General features: G+C 49.4%; 15 protein-coding genes. 10 read left to right on the top strand and 5 right to left on the bottom strand.

From position 1 onward, the window contains the following. Window positions 1–75 precede the first annotated feature (75 nt). From AVZ68_RS10745 to AVZ68_RS10765, 5 genes are all read left to right on the top strand, one after another. Window positions 76–1,737, top strand: coding sequence for a glycerol-3-phosphate dehydrogenase/oxidase (locus AVZ68_RS10745; protein ID WP_059104549.1), 1,662 nt, complete (start codon window positions 76–78; stop codon window positions 1,735–1,737). Window positions 1,738–1,745: 8 nt separating this feature from the next. Continuing rightward, window positions 1,746–2,300: a glycerol-3-phosphate responsive antiterminator gene (locus AVZ68_RS10750; RefSeq protein WP_059104550.1), complete on the top strand. Its 555-nt coding sequence runs from the start codon at window positions 1,746–1,748 to the stop codon at window positions 2,298–2,300. Window positions 2,301–2,445: 145 nt separating this feature from the next. After that, on the top strand, window positions 2,446–3,864 hold the full coding sequence (locus AVZ68_RS10755) for an alanine/glycine:cation symporter family protein (protein ID WP_059104586.1): 1,419 nt from the start codon (window positions 2,446–2,448) through the stop codon (window positions 3,862–3,864). 98 nt (window positions 3,865–3,962) lie between these two features. Next, the gene (locus AVZ68_RS10760; protein WP_059104551.1) at window positions 3,963–5,150 is read left to right on the top strand and encodes an MFS transporter; all 1,188 of its coding nucleotides are present in this window, start codon (window positions 3,963–3,965) and stop codon (window positions 5,148–5,150) included. 223 nt (window positions 5,151–5,373) lie between these two features. Then, on the top strand, window positions 5,374–6,702 hold the full coding sequence (locus AVZ68_RS10765) for an oligosaccharide flippase family protein (protein WP_059104552.1): 1,329 nt from the start codon (window positions 5,374–5,376) through the stop codon (window positions 6,700–6,702). Window positions 6,703–6,781: 79 nt separating this feature from the next. Here the strand turns inward: AVZ68_RS10765 and AVZ68_RS10770 are convergent, their stop codons facing one another. The 3 genes from AVZ68_RS10770 to AVZ68_RS10780 form a co-directional block, all read right to left on the bottom strand. Beyond that, window positions 6,782–8,401 (bottom strand): gamma-glutamyltransferase family protein, encoded by a 1,620-nt coding sequence (locus AVZ68_RS10770; RefSeq protein ID WP_059104553.1) that lies wholly within the window; start codon window positions 8,399–8,401, stop codon window positions 6,782–6,784. Between the two features lie 236 nt (window positions 8,402–8,637). Then, window positions 8,638–9,948 (bottom strand): uracil/xanthine transporter, encoded by a 1,311-nt coding sequence (locus tag AVZ68_RS10775; protein WP_180316696.1) that lies wholly within the window; start codon window positions 9,946–9,948, stop codon window positions 8,638–8,640. Between the two features lie 149 nt (window positions 9,949–10,097). Beyond that, on the bottom strand, window positions 10,098–11,330 hold the full coding sequence (locus tag AVZ68_RS10780) for a pyridoxal-phosphate-dependent aminotransferase family protein (protein ID WP_059104554.1): 1,233 nt from the start codon (window positions 11,328–11,330) through the stop codon (window positions 10,098–10,100). Window positions 11,331–11,504: 174 nt separating this feature from the next. Here AVZ68_RS10780 and AVZ68_RS10785 point away from each other — a divergent pair, with 174 nt between their 5' ends. Next, a complete protein-coding gene (locus AVZ68_RS10785; RefSeq protein ID WP_059104555.1) occupies window positions 11,505–13,145 on the top strand; it encodes a PucR family transcriptional regulator in 1,641 nt (546 codons plus the stop codon). A gap of 57 nt (window positions 13,146–13,202) precedes the next feature. On the opposite strand, the gene allB is transcribed toward AVZ68_RS10785, so the two are convergent. Beyond that, window positions 13,203–14,552, bottom strand: a complete 1,350-nt coding sequence (gene allB / locus AVZ68_RS10790; RefSeq protein ID WP_059104556.1) for an allantoinase AllB — start codon at window positions 14,550–14,552, stop codon at window positions 13,203–13,205. 21 nt (window positions 14,553–14,573) lie between these two features. Next, complete coding sequence (locus AVZ68_RS10795) at window positions 14,574–15,998, bottom strand: YfcC family protein (RefSeq protein ID WP_059104557.1); 1,425 nt, start codon at window positions 15,996–15,998, stop codon at window positions 14,574–14,576. A 322-nt stretch (window positions 15,999–16,320) separates the two neighbouring features. Here AVZ68_RS10795 and allC point away from each other — a divergent pair, with 322 nt between their 5' ends. Genes allC through fdrA form a run of 4 tightly spaced genes read left to right on the top strand, consistent with a single transcriptional unit; the run spans window position 16,321 to window position 21,114 of the window. Next, a complete protein-coding gene (gene allC / locus AVZ68_RS10800; RefSeq protein ID WP_059104558.1) occupies window positions 16,321–17,544 on the top strand; it encodes an allantoate deiminase in 1,224 nt (407 codons plus the stop codon). Window positions 17,545–17,564: 20 nt separating this feature from the next. Then, complete coding sequence (allE, locus tag AVZ68_RS10805) at window positions 17,565–18,329, top strand: (S)-ureidoglycine aminohydrolase (protein WP_059104588.1); 765 nt, start codon at window positions 17,565–17,567, stop codon at window positions 18,327–18,329. 13 nt (window positions 18,330–18,342) lie between these two features. Further along, window positions 18,343–19,392, top strand: a complete 1,050-nt coding sequence (gene allD / locus AVZ68_RS10810) for an ureidoglycolate dehydrogenase (protein WP_059104559.1) — start codon at window positions 18,343–18,345, stop codon at window positions 19,390–19,392. Between the two features lie 12 nt (window positions 19,393–19,404). Continuing rightward, on the top strand, window positions 19,405–21,114 hold the full coding sequence (gene fdrA / locus AVZ68_RS10815; protein WP_059104560.1) for an acyl-CoA synthetase FdrA: 1,710 nt from the start codon (window positions 19,405–19,407) through the stop codon (window positions 21,112–21,114). Window positions 21,115–21,116: the final 2 nt, after the last annotated feature.

Raw genomic sequence — 21,116 nt, forward strand, 5'->3', positions numbered from 1 at the left:
TGGCGTACGTCTTGTTTGAGTTGCCGTGGTCCCTTTTTTTCATGCAATGATAGGAATCACTAGGGGGAAAACAAGATGAGCTTCTCAGTCCAAGCAAGAGAAAAGTCCATTCGAAACATGGTGGATCAAGAATTAGATGTACTAATCATCGGCGGCGGTATTACCGGCGTGGGAATCGCTTTAGACGCGCAAACACGGGGCATCCAAGCAGGCCTGATTGAAATGCAGGATTACGCAGCAGGTACATCCAGCCGTTCGACAAAGCTAATACACGGGGGATTGCGGTACTTAAAACAGTTTGAAATCAAACTTGTGGCCGAGGTGGGCAAGGAGCGCGCGATTGTCTTTGAAAATGCCCCCCACGTGACAACTCCCCTTCGCATGATGCTTCCATTTTACAAAGGCGGCACCTTTGGCTCGCTTACGACCTCCATCGGTCTCTCTGTTTATGACCGTCTAGCAGGTGTAAAAAAAGCAGAGCGCCGCACGATGATGAGGTCGAAGGAAGCGATGAAGAAGGAACCGATTCTTGCAGAAAAAAATCTTCGCGGCGCAGGGATGTACGTTGAGTACCGTACAGATGATGCTCGCTTGACGCTTGAGGTGGCCAAAACGGCAGCAGAGAAAGGGGCATGGCTCGCCAACTACGTGAAAGCGGAGTCCTTTATTTACGAAGACAATAAAGTGGTTGGTGTTGTAGCCCGTAATCTCGTCACCGACGAAGCCGTTAAAATTAGAGCGAAGAAAGTGGTCAATGCGACCGGTCCTTGGGTGGACGGCTTGCGTGAGCAAGATCGCTCCAAAGAAGGAAAAACGATTCATCTAACCAAGGGAGTCCACCTCGTTCTCTCCAAAAAACGTCTTCCCCTTAACCAGGCGGTCTATTTTGATACACCATTTGATGATGGGCGAATGATGTTTGCCGTCCCGCGCGGGGAAAAAGTCTATGTGGGCACAACCGATACGAATTATACAGGTGATCAGCGCGAACCAGGCGTCACTTCTGAGGATGTTGGCTATATTCTAACCGCGACGAACGAAATGTTCCCTGGTTTTCACATTCACGCAGATGATGTGGAATCAAGCTGGTCGGGCTTAAGACCCCTCATCCACGAAGAAGGCAAAGACCCATCGGATATTTCACGGAAGGATGAAATTTTTCACTCTGATAGTGGTTTGATGACGATTGCCGGAGGAAAACTCACAGGCTACCGGAAAATGGCCGACAGCGTTGTCTCCCTCGTTGCGATAGAATTGCAGGAGGAAACAGGAAAAGACTACAAAGGCTGCCAGACAAAAGAGCTCGTTCTTTCCGGTGGAGATGTTGGTGGCTCCAAGGCGTTAGAGTCGTTTAACGCGGCGCATATTCAGGCAGGAACCATTCTTGGGCTCGATGAAAAAACGTCACAGGAGCTTGTGGAACGCTATGGTTCAAACGTGACACAGGTGTTTGCCTATCTTGAGGATGAGCAGGCGAAAACATACGGACTCTCAAAAGACGTTTGGGCCTGCTTACGCTATGCGCTGACACACGAGATGGCGCTGACTCCTGTGGACTTCTTCCTCCGCCGCACCGCTTATCTATTGTTCGATATTGATAAAGCAACGACGTATAAGCAGGAAGTCGTAGAAGCCATGGCCAAAGAGCTGAAGTGGTCTGAGGAAACGAAAGCCGCGCACGTCGCTGAGCTAAATGATCAGTGGCAGGGACATACGCTCCAGCAACCGCGACGATAGGAGCAGGCATGTTTAACGAACAAAAAATACTTCCAGCCGTGAAAGCCATGAAAGACTTTGAACTCGTACTTAAAAGGGAGGAGGACTTCTTTGTTGTCCTCGATGTGCATATTTCAAAGTTAGCCACGATGAAGAAGCAGGCGCGTGAGGCAAAGAAGCAGATGATTCTGCACGCAGACCTCGTGCAAGGACTGAAGACCGATAAGTACGCAGCGGAATTTCTGTGCCAGACGATCAAGCCTGCAGGAATTATATCTACGCGGGCCGATATGCTGCGGACGGCTAAGAAAAATCAAATGTTAGCGATACAGCGCTTGTTCTTACTGGATACACTCGCTCTGCACACGAGCTACCAGCTTGTAAAAGTAGTCGAGCCGGACGTGATTGAACTGCTTCCAGGCATTATTCCTTCGTATATTGAGAAAGTCAATGAAGACACAGGAATTGATGTGATTGCTGGAGGATTAATCACAACAGGCGAAGACGTTCGTCAAGCTCTCTCTGCGGGAGCTAAGGCCGTAACGACATCGCGTCATGATTTGTGGGAGACAGGCAAGCGTTGAGCTTGCCTGTCTTTACATATATAAAAGGAAAATTATTCATTTTAAAATCAGGCTATTTCCTGTACAGTATGAAACAAGCGCAAATTTTAGTTTGAAGAGAATGAAAAATGGTACGAAGTACACACCAACGAGAGAGGAAGAGTTTATGGAAACTGTAACAGAACTTGTAGGCAGTATAAATGATTTTCTGTCCACGTATATCTTAATTGCGCTATTAATTGGCGTCGGTCTATTTTTTTCCATTCGAACGAGATTTGTACAACTAACGATGTTTTCGGAAATGTTGCGAGTGATTTTTGAGAAGAAGAAAAAGAAGGGGGAGATATCGGCGTTTCAGGCCTTCTCCATCAGTACGGCGAATCGCGTAGGTTCTGCCAACATTGCTGGGGTGGCCCTCGCCATTGCAAGTGGCGGTCCTGGCGCCGTTTTTTGGATGTGGGTAGTGGCCGCCATCGGTATGGCAACAGGGTTCATCGAAAGCATGCTTGCTCAGGTGTATAAAGTCCGAGAAGGCGACCAGTTTCGGGGTGGACCGGCGTATTACATAGAAAAAGCGCTTGGGATGCGCTGGCTCGGGGTTTTGTTTGCCGTGCTCATTGCAGTGACGTTTGGAATTATTTTTGCTTCGCTACAAGCCAACACACTCTCCAATGCGATGGATGAGGCGTTTGGCATTGATGTGCTCGTGGTTGGGGTGGCCGTTGCTCTACTCACTGCGGTGATTATCTTCGGCGGAGTGCAGCGTATTTCAAGAATGACGTCGATCATCGTACCGATTATGACCGTCTTTTACCTCATCGTCGTCTTTTATGTCCTGCTGACCAATCTATCGGCGCTTCCTTCCATGTTCATGCTCATCGTTTCCGAGGCTTTTGGCTTACGGGAAGCTGGAACGGGAATCATTATGGGAGCGATTTTAGAAGGAACAAGACGGGGATTGTTCTCAAACGAGGCAGGGATGGGGAGTATCCCAAACGCAGCTGCGGCCGCACATGTCAGTCATCCTGTGAAACAGGGACTCGTTCAATCGCTCGGTGTTTTCTTTGACACCATAGTCATTTGTTCGGCAACCGCTTTCGTTATTCTTTTATCCGATGTCTATCAAACGGGCGGTGCAAATGGCGTAGCATTAACACAGGCCTCCTTAAGCGATCATCTTGGAGGCTGGGCCGTTGCTTTTGTGGCGATTGCGATCTTCTTCTTTGCCTTTAGCTCCGTGTTAGGAGCGTATTATATTGGCGAAACCAATCTGCAATTCATTAAACGCAGTACAAGGATGTTGCAGCTTTACCGGCTTGCCGTGGTTTGCATGGTCGTGGTTGGTTCGGTGATCAGCATTGAGCTCGCTTGGAATTTGGCGGATGTCTTTATGGTCATCACCGCCGCTGTTAACTTAGTCGCGATTGCGCTGATGAGCAAGATCGCTTTGTCCGTATTACAGGATTACAAAAAACAGAAGAAGTCTGGCATAAAAGAGCCGGTCTTTTATGCGAAAAACGTGCGAGGGTTAAGAGGGGCAGAGTGTTGGGAGGATGCGTCAGGAGAAAAGAGAGAACAGGCGTAAGAAGGAACGACTGGGGCGCGTTGGTGGTGTACTGTGTCCCTTCGTATACTGTCTAAGGAGTGGACTCCAAGCTGAAATGGAATGGAGGGAGGGTAGGAATGAAACATACCCGTTGGCTAGCGCTAGGTATTATTGCAACAGCCGTTCTTTTCACACTGACTCTATGGTTTAGTGCATCGGTGATTTCCCCGCAGTTAAGGGAGCAGTGGTCGCTAACAACCGCAACGGAGACATGGTTGTCGGCAGCAGTTCCGGGTGGGTTTGTCATTGGCGCATTCGTAAGCGCCTATTTTGGGTTTGCGGATCGTTTTAATACGAGAAAACTCTTCGCTTATGCAGCGTTTCTAGGCGGCCTGCTCAACCTCTTACTCCTATGGGTGGATCATGCTGGAGTAGGGATTGCGATTCGGGTGGCCACAGGCATGACGTTAGCAGGCGTGTATCCTCCAGCTGTGAAGTTGATTTCTCAGTGGTTTCCAAAGCAACGAGGATTGGCCGTGGGCATACTGATCGCCTCCTTGACGATCGGCACGGCGATGCCTCATGTCATTGCGATTTTCTTCGTATCGTTAGACACTCGGTTGGTTCTAGTGGCCACCTCTATACTGGCAATAGTGGCAGCAATGGGCGTCAACTATCTTCTGAAAGACGCCCCGGGCGCAGGGGGAAACGCACCATTCTCATTAAGTCAATTAAAGCAGGTGTTTCACAACAAACCTGTCATGCTAGCCAATTATGGGTATTTTGGTCACATGTGGGAACTTTATGCGATGTGGACATGGTTGCCTGCGTTTCTCACAGCTAGTTTCATGTTCCAGTATCCAGATCTACACCCGGAAATAGTCTCTCTCATTGCCTTTCTCTCCATTGGTCTAGCCGGCGGGGGAGGGTGCATTTTAGGAGGGTTCGTGGCCGATCGCATTGGCATCTCCCGACTAACCATTGCCGCGATGGCCGTGAGCGCTTTTTGTGCTCTGACCATCGGCTTTACCTTTGGTCAATCCATGTGGGTGACGGTCATCCTTTCCTTATTATGGGGAATATCCATCATAGCGGACTCTGCGCAATTTTCAGTGGCCGTTTCTAAGTTTGGCGAAAAACCGTATGTAGGGACGGCTTTAACGTTTCAAATGTGCGTAGGCTTCCTTGTGGCAACGCTGTCTATTAATTTTTTGCCAGTCTTCCAGTCTTTTTTAGGGTGGGAGTGGGTGTTTGCAGTTCTAGCTATTGGTCCTATTTTGGGGATTCTTTCTATGTTGAGGTTTCAGTTGTATGAGAGAGGGTGAGAGCTAAACTTAGGCAGCACCACTGAGGCAAATTTGATTAGAGGGTGATGTGACCGGATAGGGGAACACACGAAAACACACAGTAACAGTTATCTTTCATTTAATCGAATCAAAATGCATCTGTAAGAGTTTTGAATAGAGCCCTTCTCTCCACCCATAATTTCCCACCCATAATTCCCGGCCTTGTCTCATATTGTGTTATGAGGAGGAAGAGGGTGAGTGGGTGAATAATTTTTTTCGAGGAGTTTTGGTTCTCTCTGCCGCAGCGTTTGTCGGAGAGTGCCTGGAGTTTTTTATTAACGTCGTGTTGGCAAGAGAGCTCGGTGACGAGGCCTTTGGGATGTATATGGCAATCTTGCCTACTCTCCTTTTCGTCGTTGTTCTGGCAAGCTTGGAGCTCCCTGTTTCCATCTCAAAGCTGGTTGCGGAGAAGGAGCCTACGTACCACTGGAGCATTTTGGTCCATGCCCTCCAGCTGGCGACCCTTTGTGCTTTAACCGTGATGCTTGCGGCGATTTGGGTGTTGCCGCTTCTGCCTGTATTTGAAAAGTATCATTCAGGCATCCAGTGGCTGATGATATTGCTTGTGCCCGTGATCACATTTTCTTCGGTTGTACGTGGCTATTTAATTGGGGCCAAGAAAACAACAAAGATTGCCATAGCCAATATCTTAAAGCGCGCGTTACAACTAAGCGGCTTGCTTCTTGTCTTCCAGTTGTTTTCCTTAGAAAGTGACGTCGCGATTTTCATGGCTCTTCTTGCTTTAAAGTTAAGTGAGCTTCTTGTTCTTGTGTATTTGCTTGTTGTCTTTATTTCCAATATGCGGAGAGTTAAAACGGTGAAGCAAACCCCGATGAGTGGGAACGAGGTACGTAAGAAGCTGCTTGCTGTCTCGGTACCAACCACCGGATTACGTATTTTTCACTCGGCTACGTTTGCGATTAAACCGTTTCTCATTACGCAGGCGCTGGGTCACGCCGGTATGGTTGAAAGTGTGGCGTTGGTGCAGTATGGGAAACTAGCAGGGGTTGCTTTCACCATTGGCTTTTTTCCTGCTTTTATTGCGCATGCGCTGCTCGTGGTCCTCATTCCAATTGTTTCAGAGAGCTATGAGAAGCGGGACTTTGCGACTCTCCATTACTATTTAAAGCTCTCAATTTTAGTCACGGTTGTTTATGGGGCACCTGTTGTGCTAGGGTTTTACTTTTTTGCTGATCCCATTACGACGCTGTTTTTTGAGGATTCTCCAGCGTCGGGGTACTTGCAAATTCTTATCCCTTATTTCCTGTTCCACTATTTCGCCACGCCGCTCCAGGCTTATTTGATTGGCATTGGGTTGGTGAAGGACGCGTTCTTGCATTCGCTTTATGCGACGACGGTTTCTTTTCTGCTCATGATTTCGTTAGGATCGATGCCTAGTTTACAAATGGACGGAATTATTCTCGGGATGAATATGGGGGCGGTGCTTCTAACGCTGCTTCATTATGTAACGATCTGTCGGAAGCTAGGACTGAACGTGCTGCTTGGAACGAAAACGAGGTGGAATTTGTAGAGTACGACTGTACGGGTGAACAATAACCCGGCCCATGAAGAGAAAAATTCATGGGCCGGGTTTCATATGCTTGCCGAGCTCACCAGGCTGCGACTTCTCCATCCGTTCTCGACTCAGTCCCACCAGCCAATACCCCGGTGGCTGAATCACGCCAAATGATCTGGCCACGGCCAAATCCACCTTCTTCAAGAGCAATCTGAATATCGTGACCTTTCCGTGCGAGCCCTTTTGCGAGGGCATTGGAAAAGTCGGCTTCCACTGACACCGATTTTCCTTCATTCCAACACCAGCGCGGCGCATCAAGCGCAGCTTGTGGATTGAGTCCAAAGTCAATGGTGTTCATGACCACCTGCACATGCCCTTGAGGCTGCATATAACCGCCCATGACTCCGAACGGACCCACTGCTTCGCTTCCCTTTGTCAGAAAGCCAGGGATGATCGTATGATACGTACGCTTGCCGGGTTCTAGGCAATTGGCGTGCGTTTCATCCATGGAGAACGAAGAGCCGCGATTCTGCATCGAGATTCCAGTTCCCGGAATGACGATACCAGAGCCGAAGCCCGAAAAATTAGATTGAATAAAAGACACCATATTCCCATCTCCGTCAGCGCTTGCAAGGTAAACGGTCCCCCCAGACGGTGGGTTGCCTGGTTCTGGTGTGATCGCTTCTTCACCAATGAGTGACCGTCTCTCTTCTGCATATGCTTCTGACAGCATCGCCTCTACGGAGACAGACATCTCTTTATGTTCGGTAATGTACTTTTTCCCGTCAGCAAACGCTAGCTTGATTGCTTCAATTTGCTTGTGGTAGGTATCGATCGTTTCTTTTTCGTGAAAGTCAAAGCTCTTTAAGATATTGAGTGCCTCTAAGGCGACGAGTCCTTGACCGCTAGGTGGTATCTCCCAGACATCGTAACCGCGGTAGTTAATGTGAATTGGATCGACCCACTCAGGCTGAAACGCGGCAAGGTCTGCTTTTCTAAGAAATCCCCCATGTGCCTGGAAAAACTGACCAATATTCTCAGCGAGTTCTCCACGGTAAAAGGACTCTGCGTTTGATTCAGCAATGGCACGGAGCGATTTCGCATGTCCGGGTGAACGAAAAAGTTCTCCCGTTTGCGGTACGCGCCCGTTTGGGGTGAACGTTTCAAACCAAGAGGAAAATTCTTCTTCCTTCCACGACTGACTATAGAGGCTGTAAGCTCTAGCCCATGCCTTTGCGAGTGTAGGAGAGACGGGAAAGCCTTCCTCCGCGTAGGCGATGGCTGGCGTCAATACAGCGGTTAAAGGGAGCTTACCAAAGCGTTTGGAAAGCGCAGCCCACGCACCCGGGGCCCCTGGAACGGTAACAGGAATCATGCCATGCTTCGGCAAAGCGTCGTGGAAACCTGCTTCTTTTACGGCTTCCCGCGTAAGCAAATTCGGTGCTTGTCCGCTAGCGTCAAGGCCGTGTAGCTTCCCATCGACCCAAACGAGCGCAAATGCATCGGAGCCGATGCCATTAGAAGTAGGCTCCACGACCGTGAGGCAAGCGGCTGTAGCAATCGCTGCGTCAATGGCATTCCCCCCTTGCTTTAGGATCTCAAGTCCACTTTGCGCAGCGAGTGGTTGTGATGTTGCAACCATCCCCTTCCTCCCGTAGATTACATTCCGGCTTGCGGTATGTGGATAGTGATGGGCATCAAATGTAACACTCATATGTACCAAACCTCCTGGAACGATTAAACTTACTCATTATCATAGCTCTGTTTGGCAAGTTCGTAAAGCCAAAAAAGTGAGAAGGTTTTTGCGTTACAAAGAATCGGTCTTTGCTGAATACTTGATAGGGGAAAAACAAAAAGGCCCCTGACCTTTTAGAGTCAGAGGGGATTGATTGAAGCTTTCTCTTGTATAGATTTCCTATCCGCCTCTACTGTTCATAGGTCAGCCCAACTTTACGTCGGTCTCTCAAGTTGATCCCACGGCACAACATTCTCTAAAACAATGGCCAGCACTAATCCAACAAGCAACCCGCTTGATAATAGCGGCTGCCAGAGGCTAGGCAAGGTTGAAAAGGCAGACGCAGGCATGGTCATAATAATGATGCCAATGAACACAGGAAGTGCGGTCCGGTAAATGGTTGCGTTCGTGTAATGAACGTTTTTAAAGAAACTCAACGCCGATAAGAGCAGCTGAAGATAGGCGACAAAGAGAACCGCGCTTCCCACGCTAAGCGGAATTGTTGAGAAAATACGTGCGAAAAAAGGGACAGCGCCAATAAGAAAAAACAGAAAACCAGCAAGAATGAACGGCAGCTGCCTCAAGATGCGTGTCTGGCTTAAAAACCCAATCGATGAGACATAGGGAGCGTTTGGCACGAGACCGAGCAAACCGGACAGGCATGCGAAAGCGCCGGTAATGGTGAACGAGCGTCGGTATTCGCTCTTCGATGTGACGGTATCATACATACCCTCGGTTCCTTTGAGGGCGCCGTAGGTGTTGGCAAGATTGAGTAGTCCGGTTACTACAGCCGTTAAAATAATGCCCGCATGAAATTCAGGGGCACCGAGAATGAATAGCTCCCACTTGAAGCCGGAAATCCCTTCGACGGTTGAAGTTGCGCCATTGAAAAGAACCGTATAGGCGAGCCAGCCAACGAGGATACCCGTCAAAAGTCCGTACGGGCGGTATTTTGGTGGCGCTTTGACACTAATCCAAATGACGAGTCCTACAAGTCCAATAGACAGAAGGGATACCGACCCGTTAATCGTGGCATTCGCTTGATCCGCGCCAAAGGGAATGCCGAGCATGCCTTGCATAAATAGACCGAGAATTTGGCATCCAAAGAGTAGCATGAAGACACCCATCACATTTGGTTTGAATAGCCGCCCGATTACAGGGCCGGCGCCGGTTAAGCCAATAAGAACCGAAATGAGCCCAGACAGGATGATGCCAACGGCAAGACTTCCGCCAACGGTTGTGAGCGAGATCCCCTGTGCGGGAGCAATCGCGGCTAGTGAGAGGATCACACCCCACCAAAGACCGGACTGCCCTTCCATTAGTGCACGCTTATGACCAAAGGCGGCTTGGATGATGCAGGCAATTCCTGTGACGATAAACGAGTACTGCATGAGTGTGACAATGTCAGCTTGTGGAAGGGTGAAAGCTGCACCGATCGTAATGGGAATAACAACGGTATTGGTAAACATAAAGAAGAGCCATTGAAGGCCGGAGACCCAAGACTTCAGCTGTGCCAATTCTTTCATGAGGATACCTCCATAAAAAAGCAAGGGAACGCCATCATCCCTTGCTTTTATCTTAGAGTGCGTGTTCGAAAAGGAGGACAAAAAGAGCACAGAAGCGAGCCAACGAAGAGATTCGACAGCTACTTTTCCCGGATTTTTTGAACATCCTCTTATAAAGAAACTGGTTCTGGCAGTTGATCGTAGTAGTGCAGGGCCGCTTGAACGGCCTCGCCTTGATTGACCGGGACACCGAGATAGGTGAACGTCGATTCTAGGGCCCCAAGCGTTTGTAAAATGTTGTTTTTGCGGCAGCTGAAGCCCATGGTGCCAATACGAACCACTTTCCCTTTTAGTGGGCCAAAGGAGCCGGCAATTTCAATCCCGAATTGTTCAAGAAGCGTTGAACGAATGGCTGTTTCTTCGATGCCCTCAGGAACATTGATGACCGTTACGCACGGAAGGCGGTTTTCGTTGTTTCCATAGAGAGAAATACCCATCGCTTCGAGTCCTATGTTCAAGGCCTCGCTATGAATGCGATGCCGCTCGTAACGATTTTCAATTCCTTCCTGCTTAATGAAGCGCAAGCTTTCACGCACGGCATAGAGCATTGAGGTTGCCTCTGTATGGTGATTGAGGCGATCGGGCGTCCAGTAATCCTGGATCTGGCTTAAGTCAAAGTAGTTGCTGTGGATGCGCCGTGGATTTGTGCCGCTCTCGCTTAGCCCTTGTTCAATCGACTTTCGCTCAAGCAAAACGTGTTCAATCCGTTCGTTGTAAGTAATGAGCGCCATTCCCGATGGGGCGGAGACGCATTTTTGTGTTCCAGTAATCGCCGCGTCTATGTTCCATTCATCGGTTTTGAAAGGAATGCCTCCTACCGTGGCAACGGCGTCCACGACAAAAAGAATGTCGTTATCGCGGCAGAACTGCCCAATCTCCTTAAGTGGCTGCATACGCCCTGTGGAGGTTTCTCCGTGGACGAGGGCAACGATTTTAGGGTTCACGTCTTGAATTTTCTTCTTGAGTTCTTCGGGGTCAAAAACAGTGCCCCACTCGACGGAAGCATTGTGAACGTCGGCCCCGCAACGTGCAGCGATTTCTGTAAGTAAATGACCGAATCGCCCAAAAATCGGAATAAAAACGTTATCTCCTGGCTCGATGATGCTGCAAAGGACAGCTTCTATGCCTGCTCTAGACGTCCCGTCAATCGTGTAAGACCAGTGGTTCTCCGTTTGGAACAAATCGCGAATCAAGCCCATGGTTTCGTTCATAATGTCAAGGAACTCAGGGTCAAACTGCCCAATCACGGGAGTGGACATCGCTCGCAGGACACGGGGGTCAACTTCAACAGGACCTGGAGTCATAATGGTTCTCGTAGACGGATGTAGTTCTTTTGTGTTCATAGATGGACCTCCTTGCCTGACTGCAAACGTTGTGTATTTTTTCAATCATAGCGAATTGGCAGGAAAAAGTCATTGTGTAACCTATCTAAAATCAGAAAAATACATTGTTTGGTTTAGACATTATTGCTATGATGAACCATAATAAATGGACTGCTGAAATGAGGGGAGGCAATTGTGAAAACAGTCAATGACCTATTTATGCTTGATCAGTTGAAAGAGGCGACCGTTCTTGCCGGCCATCGAGGGCTGAGCCGGGGAGTCCAGACGGTTAATATATCCGATACACCAGACGCCATTAATTTTTTGAATGTCCATGAGCTCCTTTTAACTTCTGGGTATGCGTTTAAGGATAGGCCTGGAGCGCTTTGTCGGTTGGTAGAGCAAATGAGTGAGCGCAATTGCTCGGGCATCATCATTAAACTTCAGCGCTACCTTCTCACGTTGCCAGAAGAAGTACAGCTTCTAGCGGATTCGCTCGCCTTTCCAATAATCGATGTGCCCATGGAGGAGACGCTTGGGGAACTTTCGCAAAACATTCTGAACCTGCTTAATGACGCGAAAGCAGAACAGCTTTATTACGCCATGCATCTTCATCGAAAGTTTTCAAGCATGATGATTAAAGGCTACAGTTTGCAGTCGCTCGTCGAACAAATTGGTTATTTTATCGAGCGACCGACGCTGCTCTTGGATCACCGCGGGCAACCACTTATAGCGAGCCAGTCTCATTCTCTTTCCCGTCGATGGGATGAGAGCATTAAACAACGGATTACGCAGGTGGTTAGGCAGAACCCCGATAAGGCGCAAAAGGGAGAGACGTTCATGACCGGAGTTGAAGGAATAGAAAGCGTGACCACTTTTCCGGTGCCAACGAAGCGGCAGCAACCGAACATGCTTGTCATTGCCAATGCCGTTACGCTTGATTATCCACTCTCTGAGACTGCGGTTGAGCAAGCGGCCAATGTGCTTTCCTTCACGCTTTTGAAGGAACAGGCGATTGAAGAAAACGTTGAGATCTTGAAAAATAATTTTTTTAGCGACTTAATTGAGGGCCGAATTGAATCGGGCTCAGAAATGCGTAGCCGCTGCGCTCATTATGGCCTTACGGAGAATGTTTTTAGCATAATGGCAGTCTGTGACTCACAGAAATCTGGGCAACGTGATTGGAATGACAAAGCGGTTGCTGAGACCCACCGGTTCATTCTAGAACATCTGGAAGACGCGATGCTGGAACATTCCTTCGAGGGAGTGCTGTTTACAAAGGAAACCTATGTCGCCATGGTTCTGCAATTTGACCAATACGACGATTCAGTGCTTGAAGAAGTGAAGAACTTTCTGCATGCCTTGCAGAAGCAATTTGCGGCGACAGGGGCAGAACTTTCTTTCGGGGTGAGTAATTATATCCAGCAGCTGCAAAATCTGGCCGCTTCCTACAATGAAGCTCTCGAGGCGTTGCAAACCGGTCGCAGCTATCACTCTACACCTTTCGTGCAAGTGTACAAGGTTCGTGAGATGAAGGAACTCTTGCAAATGGTGCCGCAGAAGAATTTGCAGGAATTTTACCGAAATACTTTGCAGTCGCTCGCACATCCAGAGTCAAAGGAAATGAAAGAGTTAACCAAGACGTTGCATGTGTACTTAGATGCCCAGTGCGAGATCTCAGAAACGGCAAGAAAGCTGTATGTTCATCGCAACACGGTGAAATACCGGATTGAGAAAATCGAAACGCTGCTTGGGTGTGTACTACGTGATCCGCTGGATTCGCTACGCCTGAGGACGGCGCTCCTTGTTGGTTCTTTGATAAGGGAAAAATCATAAATGAAAAAAAGCAGAAGACGGAAGGAAGTCTTCTGCTTTTTTTCTCTTTTCCTATGACTAGTGCTGAAACTCTCCTCTCGCATTGCTGGTAATCCCCTCTGCCCATGTATACACGGTCTCGCCTCGTAGCACAGTACGAGTGACGCGACAGTCAATCGTCCGCCCAACATAAGGACTATGAGGGTTTTTATAATAAAGGTCTTCGGTGCTTAGCTTGTAAGACTGGTTCGGATCAACGAATACGAAGTCGGCATCTTTGCCAAGGGCGATCTCTCCTTTGTGTGTCAGCCCAAAGCGCCTGGCGGGAGCTGTGGCAATGAGTTTGGCAAAGGAGGAAAGTGAGAGCCCTCGTTGTTTAACAGCAAGGTCAAACATCAAGTCAACGTTATTCTGGCAACCGGAGATGCCGCCCCAGGCACTGAAGAGGTCGCCCTCCTTTAGATCGGGAGTACACGGAGAGTGATCGGACGTTAGCCAATCAATCTCACCGTGGAGCAGCCGGTCCCAAAGCGCTTCCTGCTCATTTGCGTAGCGGAGTGGCGGCTGGCATTTGGCAAGAGTGCCTATCTCTGCAAGATCATCGGCATTCAGAGCAAAGTAATGTGGACATGATTCAAGCGTGACATCAACGCCATCGGCTTTGGCAGCTTGAATGAGGTCAACGGCTTGGGCAGAACTAATGTGAACAAGGTGAAGACGGCAGCCTGTTTCTCTTGCGAAGTGCAAAGCGCGACTGACAGCCTCGACTTCCGCAACAATTGGTCGTGAATCCACATAGTTATAGGCGCTCAATGCGCCCGCCTTGATTTTCTCTTCGGTCAGCCCATCCGTCATCTCTGCATTTTCCGCATGGATGCAGAGCAATTGCCCTTTGCTTGCAAGAAGTTCCATGCCCTTGAAGAGTGTGTAATCATCGACATTTTGAAAATCTCCGGGTTCATCGGACCCACAAGTGGAAAGAAAGCATTTAAAAGCAAGAACGCCAGCATCCGCAAGCTCTTCAATTTCATGCAGGTTAGAGGGCGTCAATCCTCCGTAAAACGCGTAATCAACGTAATTCTTTCCTTTCGCCGCCTCGAGTTTCAGTTGCAAGTGATCTCGATTTGTCGTGGCGGGCAAGGCGTTGAGAGGCATTTCGACATAAGTCGTTGTCCCGCCTGCAGCGAGTGCTTTTGTCCCTGTTTCGAATCCCTCCCACTCGGCGCGTCCTGGCTCGGAAAGGTGAACATGACTATCCACCATTCCAGGGAGAACGTACGCGCCGTCTGCTTGCAAGACATTCTTTGCAAGTGCAGACGGAATCGATTCAGCAATCATGTGAATCTTGCCGTCTTTCACGCCGATGTCGGCCGCGCGTACGTCGTCTCCCAAAACGACCGTTCCTCCTGTAATGAGTGTATCCAGCATCCCGTGTATCCTCCTTCAATCTTACCCGGTCCATCCGGTGGTCTGAGCATAAATTAAAAACATGGCTCCCACACCCATGAAAATCAAAAAGAGTGGGAAAAAGAAGCGGACCCATTTGCTCCAGCTAATCCCGGCAATAACGAGCGCCGCCATAAAATAACCGGAAGTCGGGTAAAGAATATGGGCAAAGCCATCGCCAAGCTGAAAGGCGAGAACCGCCGTTTGTCTCGTTACGCCGACAATGTCTGCCAGTGGTGCCATAATCGGCATGGTGACGAGCGCTTGCCCGCTGCCTGAAGGGATAAAGAAATTAATTACGAGCTGGACAAGCATCATGCCAATAGCGGTGAGCGTTCCGGGAAGCTCGCCGACAACAAGGCCGAGTCCGTAGACAATCGAGTCCATAATCTGTCCGTCTTCTAGCACGATGGCAACCGAGCGGGCAATCCCAATAATAATTGCACCCATGAGCACTTCACGAAAGCCCTCCGTGAACGCCTCGCACACTCCTGTCAGCGAAAGCCCTGCGATCAGTCCAACAATGACGCCCATGAAAATGAATAAGCCAGACATCTCAAGCATGAACCAGCCGAGTTGTGTTACGCCATAGACTAGGATCCCAAAGAACACAGGAAGCGTGATAATCGCTATCATCTGACGTCTTTGCAGCGGCTTAAGCGGTTTGGTTAGTTCGTTTTCATACCGGGCGCGTTTTTCTTTGTCTTCGTCATAGGTCAAGCTCTGACTTGGGTTTGCTTTGACCTTCTTAGCATAGCGCATCATGTAGAGACTGCCAATGGTGACGATGATGATAAAGACAATCAAGCGCAAGCCAATGCCTGAATAGGTTTCGAGCCCAGAAATTTGCTGTGAAATGCCAACAGTACCGGGATTCATCAAACCAGCGGTGAAGCCAAGTGCTGTCGAGATAAGCGCTATACCGGCGGCGGACATTGAGTCATACCCAAGCGAAATCATGAGTGGGATCAATACCGGTATGTAAACAAGGGAAAGTTCAGGAGTTCCAATCGTTGTCGCTACAGCGGCAAATAGCGTCGTTAAGATCGGAATGATGAGAATACTCTTCGACTGGAATTTACGCGCGAGTCGGTCGACGCCGATTTCGATAATCCCCGTGTGACGCAACACCATAAACATCCCGCCGATAATGAATGTGAAAAAGATGATTTCACTCGCGTCCCCCATCCCTCGTGGAATCGCCAGCATAAAGTCCATCAGTGAGGCAGGGGAGGAGTCAACCTCTGTAAACGAATTGGGGTCGATTGACTCTCTGCCATTTGGCCCGGGAACGCGCTCGAACTCTCCAGGGGGAATGAAGTAAGTCATAATGGCTGAGATTCCGCTAATCACAAACAGAATCACGTAAATATGGGGCATGCCTCTCTTTTTCTTCACAGGTTCTTCGTGCGGTTTTCGATTCTCCATATCCACTCTCCTTCACAGAGATTTTAAATGCTTAGTCGTTATTTTAGCTAGATTAATCAGAAAACTCATTAGGGGAATTCGACAAATATGAGCCGCAAAACCAGGACAAGTTGAACAAAGCCTAACTCATTTTAGACGATTTGTACAATTGCTTAGGTGAAGATAACTAAAAAAGAAAAAGCAATTTCAGAATCAGCTGTAATAAATAAAATACTCAACAAATTTTAGTGAACTTGCACAATGATTTTAAGTTGCCGTCTGACTATACTGAAAGTAACTAAAAAGCATGAAGAACATAATGGCGTTGAAAGGAGATGCGACAATGAACGCAACGGGCTCAGAACTGCTAGAGAAACTGAACTGGCTAAGTGAATATGGGAAGGACGAGGATGGTGGCATCACACGCTTTCTTTATTCAAAAGAGTGGAAGGACGCGCAGTGTGCGTTAAAAGAATGGCTTGAGGCAGAAGGGTTTCGCACACATGAAGATCATGTTGGCAACTTGTTTGCAACCATTGAAGGGAGTGAACAACCAGAAGAGGTCATCCTTACAGGGTCCCACCTTGATACGGTTCGGTGTGGTGGCTATTACGACGGGCAGTATGGAATTATCGGCGGCGCCCTGGCCATTAAAAAACTCGTTCGTGAGCGCGGGGTACCAAAGAAGAGTCTTCAGCTCGTTGCGTTTGCGGAAGAAGAAGGAAGTCGTTTCCCCACCGCTATGTGGGGGAGCAAGAGCATCGTTCATCAGGTTGGAGCCGAAGACGTTCGGGGCCTTGTTGATGCCAGTGGCGCTGTCTTTGAGGAAGAAATGAGCGCATCCGGCTATGAACTTGGCGTTCTAACGCCGAAACGAGAGGACATCGCCACATTTGTGGAGCTTCACATTGAGCAGGGCAATGTGCTTGAGCAGGAAGGCCTTTCTGTCGGAGTCGTAGATAGCATTGTTGGCCAGCGTCGCCTGACAATCACGCTCACAGGGGAGTCCAATCATGCCGGAACTACGCCAATGGGCTACCGCAAAGACACCATGCATCTTGCGAGTGAACTCATTTCAGAGACGCTCGATCAGGCGAGAGAAGCAGGGGACCCTCTTGTCGCTACCGTTGGGCAGCTGCAGCTAGGCCCGAATGTCGTCAATGTGGTTCCCGGCAAAGCAACCTTCACCGTCGACATTCGCCACACGGATCAGGAGGCATTGACTTCTTTTTCGGAAATGGTCATCGCAAACATGAAGGAAAAGGCGGCAGTTGCCGGCATTGGCATTGACGTCGATCTTTGGATGGATGCCCCACCGGTGCCGATGAGTGAGAGAGTGGTCACACTCATGGAAGGCGTGTGCGACAAGCTTGCCCTCTCCTATAAAACGATGCACAGCGGGGCTGGCCATGATGCACAGGTATTTGCCCCTCTAGTGCCAACGGCGATGCTCTTTGTGCCAAGTAAGAAAGGCATCAGCCATTCGCCGTTTGAGCATACGGACGAAGCCGATTTGCTTGCCGGTGTTCATGCTCTACAAGAAACGCTTTTTGAACTCGCTTACTAAAGGAGGAATTTTCGATGGGAATGGGATATCCAACGGACTTGCTGTCAAGCAGAGCGGTCATTAAGCACGGCCATTTTGCGCTCATTCCACCAGAAGGTCGCGTACAGAACATTATACCTGGCTTTGAAAACTGCGACCTCACCATTCTTGCCTCGCCGAAGCTGGGGGCGAGCTTTGCCGATTATATTGTCACACTTTATGAAGGCGGGAAGACAAATGGGTTCGGAGAAGAGAACGATGTAGAGACGTTCGTCTTTGTGTTGGAAGGAGAGATTGAAGCGACAGACGGGGAGCAAACGTATACGCTGACAAACAGTGGGTATCTGTATTGCCCACCAGAGAAGACCCTTTCCTTTAAAAATGCAAACAATGGGGTTTCTTGCGTCTTTCTTTACAAGCAAAAGCATCGCCCACTTGCCGGGAAGAGCCCGTGGACGGTCAGTGGGCATGCCGACAATGTGGCCGCGATTGATTTTGAGGACATGGAGACGGTGAAGCTCAAAGACCTTCTCCCGACGGATCTGGCGTTTGATATGAACGTCCATATTCTCTTGTTTTACCCTGGAGCAAGCCACCCATTTGTGGAAACGCATGTGCAGGAACATGGGGCGTACTTGCTTTCAGGTGAAGGCATGTATTTGCTCGACGGTGAATGGATTCCCGTAAAAAAAGAAGACTACATCTTCTTCGGACCGTACTGTCCTCAGGCTGCTTATGCGGTTGGACGGGAGCCGCTTGCGTATGTGTACTCAAAAGACTGCAACCGCGACGTTGCATTGGATTAGGGGGGGACAGGTGATGAGGCTAACGAAAGAAGAGCTCCATAATTTGATGAAAACGAAGCTAGCAAAGGCCGGTCTTTCCGATAAACACGCGGCAGGCGTAGCCGATGTTCTCCTTCACGCAGATGCGAGAGGGGTCCATTCTCATGGAGCTATGCGTGTGCAGTATTATGCGGAACGAATTGCGAAAGGCGGAACGAACACAAACCCTCATTTCGTTTATAACAAAACAGGGGCAAGCACAGCTATATTTGATGGAGATAATGGTGCTGGACACGTAGCGGCAAAAGAAGCAATGGACGAAGCGATTGCGCTTGCAAAAGAGACCGGTTCAGCGATTGTCGGCATTAGGCGCATCGGCCATAGCGGTGCCCTTTCCTACTTTGTGCAGCAGGCAGCGAAAGAGGGCTTGATCGGCATTTCATTATGCCAGTCCGATCCGATGGTGGTCCCTTACGGTGGGTCCGAACCTTACTATGGAACAAACCCGATTGCCTTTGCAGCGCCAGGCGAGGGCGATGAAATGATCACCTTTGATATGGCGACGACCGTCCAAGCCTGGGGAAAGGTGCTGCATGCACGCTCAAAAAACGAGGCTATTCCTGATACGTGGGCGGTGGACGCGGAAGGAGCTCCAACAACCGATCCATTCAGTGTCAATGCGCTTCTGCCGATTGCCGGACCTAAAGGCTACGGGCTGATGATGATGGTCGATGTGCTCTCCGGCATTCTTCTTGGCCTGCCGTTTGGCAAGCATGTGTCCTCGATGTACCACGATTTGACGGTGGGCAGGGAACTCGGGCAACTCCACATCGTCATCGACCCAGCGAAGTTTACAAACCCTGAGCTGTTTCGAACCTATATCTCTCAAACGATGAAGGAACTCAATGAATCAAAGCCTGCACCTGGATTTGATCGCGTTCAGTATCCCGGGGAGAACAGCACACGAAAAGAGCGAGAGTCAGAGATTCATGGCATCGAGATTGTCGACGACGTGTATGACTATTTAATCGACGAGGCAATTCACTATGGTGCCTACGATCAAAAAGACCCATTTGCGAAGTAGAGGAGGAAGACGATGCTACACGCGGTGATTAAAACAAATAGCTATCAGGATTCGGTGAATCTCATGCTATTAACCAATCAGGTCTCAAGCCTACAAGGGATTGAACGGGCGTCCGTCATGATGGGAACGGATGCCAACAAGGACATTTTTAAGAACACAGGATTGTTTGCAGAGGAATTGAATCAAGCGGGCGCAAACGATATGTGCATCGTCGTTGACACCGACAATACCGACAAAGTCGATGAAGTGCTGGCAGAAGTGGAGCACTTCTTGAAGAACCAATCGGTAAAATCAAAGGGAAGCCAGACCTCGCGTGTGCGTTCATGGGAGAAAGCAACAGAAACACTGCCGAACGCCAACCTTGCCCTCATTTCTGTTCCAGGAAAGTACGCAGCAGGGGAGGCAGAGCGCGCCCTCGATCTCGGTTTGCATGCGTTTATTTTCAGTGACAATGTGCCGCTTGAGGACGAAGAGAGGTTGAAGGGAAAGGCGGAGGAACTAGGTCTGCTCGTCATGGGTCCTGACTGTGGAACGGGCATCATCTCCGGTGTGCCGCTTGCCTTTGCCAACGTAGTACGTGAAGGGAATATTGGAGTGATTGGCGCCTCTGGGACGGGCATTCAGGAAGTAACGACACTCATTGATCGGCGCGGTGGCGGCATTCGTCACGCGGTTGGTACAGGCGGGAGGGACCTCTCAGCGGAAATCGGAGCAACGACGATGCTTCAAAGCTTGGCCGCTTTTGAGGAGGATGCAGGGACGGACGTGATTGTGCTCGTATCGAAGCCTCCGGCAGAATCGGTTCGGAGCCAGGTGCTCGAACGTCTAGCGGCTTCACCAAAACCGGTCGTTGTCAGCTTTGTTGGCGATGATCCTGCCGTTCATGACGAAGCAGGTATTTATCTTGCGTACACGTTAAATGAAGCCGCGCATCTGGCCTTAAACCTAGCAAAAGGGAATGACCCCCATCATGAGGAAGTGGGGATTCCTGATATCAGTGAGAACCGGGAAGGCGTCTTGTCTGGCTTGTATTCAGGTGGGACGCTTGCCACAGAAGCGGCAGTGCTTGCAAGCTCGGCGCTGTCTCTTTCAGAAGGTGTTGTTCACGAAGAGGGCTTCATGCTGAAGGCGAAGGGTCATGAAATCATTGACCTTGGCGACGACATGTATACAGAAGGACGACCGCATCCGATGATTGATCCAACAACGCGAATCGAATACTTTGAGAAGGCAGCCGTGGATCCGAAAGTGGCCGTTGTCCTCTTTGATGTTGTTCTCGGATACGGTGCCTTTGGCGACCCTGCTTCCGCGATTCTTCCAGCGATTGAGCAAGGGAAAGACAAGAAAGCTTACGTTGCCGTGCTTTGTGGCACGAAAGCGGACGTGCAAGCATACGACGAACAAAAAGCAAAGCTCGAAGCGGCGGGTGTAATTGTCAAAGAAAGCAACGAGGAAGCCGTTTCAGCAGCCCTTGCTCTTCTTGGTGCTGAGGTTCCGAAGAAAGAAAAGGTCTCGCTCCCTGTATTGAAGAAAACAGATCGAGTGGCGGCAAGTGAAGCGATACGTGCGCTCATTTCAGAAAAGCCTCGCGTGATCAACGTCGGCCTCGCGAACTTTGTAGAACCAATTGAAACCCATGGCGGGACTTGCGTTCAATACGACTGGCGCCCGGTTGCCGGCGGGAATGAACGTATGCAAAAAATCTTACAGCTCTTGCGCTAAGG

This window comes from Shouchella shacheensis (genome assembly GCF_001484965.1).
GTDB lineage: Bacteria > Bacillota > Bacilli > Bacillales > Bacillaceae_D > Shouchella > Shouchella shacheensis.

What these genes read in the sequence shown, in the direction of transcription:
- AVZ68_RS10745 (WP_059104549.1), top strand. Translation starts at nt 76, where the DNA reads ATGAGCTTCTCAGTCCAAGCAAGAGAAAAGTCCATTCGAAACATGGTG.
- AVZ68_RS10750 (WP_059104550.1), top strand. Translation starts at nt 1,746, where the DNA reads ATGTTTAACGAACAAAAAATACTTCCAGCCGTGAAAGCCATGAAAGAC.
- AVZ68_RS10755 (WP_059104586.1), top strand. Translation starts at nt 2,446, where the DNA reads ATGGAAACTGTAACAGAACTTGTAGGCAGTATAAATGATTTTCTGTCC.
- AVZ68_RS10760 (WP_059104551.1), top strand. Translation starts at nt 3,963, where the DNA reads ATGAAACATACCCGTTGGCTAGCGCTAGGTATTATTGCAACAGCCGTT.
- AVZ68_RS10770 (WP_059104553.1), bottom strand. Translation starts at nt 8,401, where the DNA reads ATGAGTGTTACATTTGATGCCCATCACTATCCACATACCGCAAGCCGG.
- AVZ68_RS10775 (WP_180316696.1), bottom strand. Translation starts at nt 9,948, where the DNA reads ATGAAAGAATTGGCACAGCTGAAGTCTTGGGTCTCCGGCCTTCAATGG.
- AVZ68_RS10780 (WP_059104554.1), bottom strand. Translation starts at nt 11,330, where the DNA reads ATGAACACAAAAGAACTACATCCGTCTACGAGAACCATTATGACTCCA.
- allB (WP_059104556.1), bottom strand. Translation starts at nt 14,552, where the DNA reads ATGCTGGATACACTCATTACAGGAGGAACGGTCGTTTTGGGAGACGAC.
- AVZ68_RS10795 (WP_059104557.1), bottom strand. Translation starts at nt 15,998, where the DNA reads ATGGAGAATCGAAAACCGCACGAAGAACCTGTGAAGAAAAAGAGAGGC.
- allC (WP_059104558.1), top strand. Translation starts at nt 16,321, where the DNA reads ATGAACGCAACGGGCTCAGAACTGCTAGAGAAACTGAACTGGCTAAGT.
- allE (WP_059104588.1), top strand. Translation starts at nt 17,565, where the DNA reads ATGGGATATCCAACGGACTTGCTGTCAAGCAGAGCGGTCATTAAGCAC.
- allD (WP_059104559.1), top strand. Translation starts at nt 18,343, where the DNA reads ATGAGGCTAACGAAAGAAGAGCTCCATAATTTGATGAAAACGAAGCTA.
- fdrA (WP_059104560.1), top strand. Translation starts at nt 19,405, where the DNA reads ATGCTACACGCGGTGATTAAAACAAATAGCTATCAGGATTCGGTGAAT.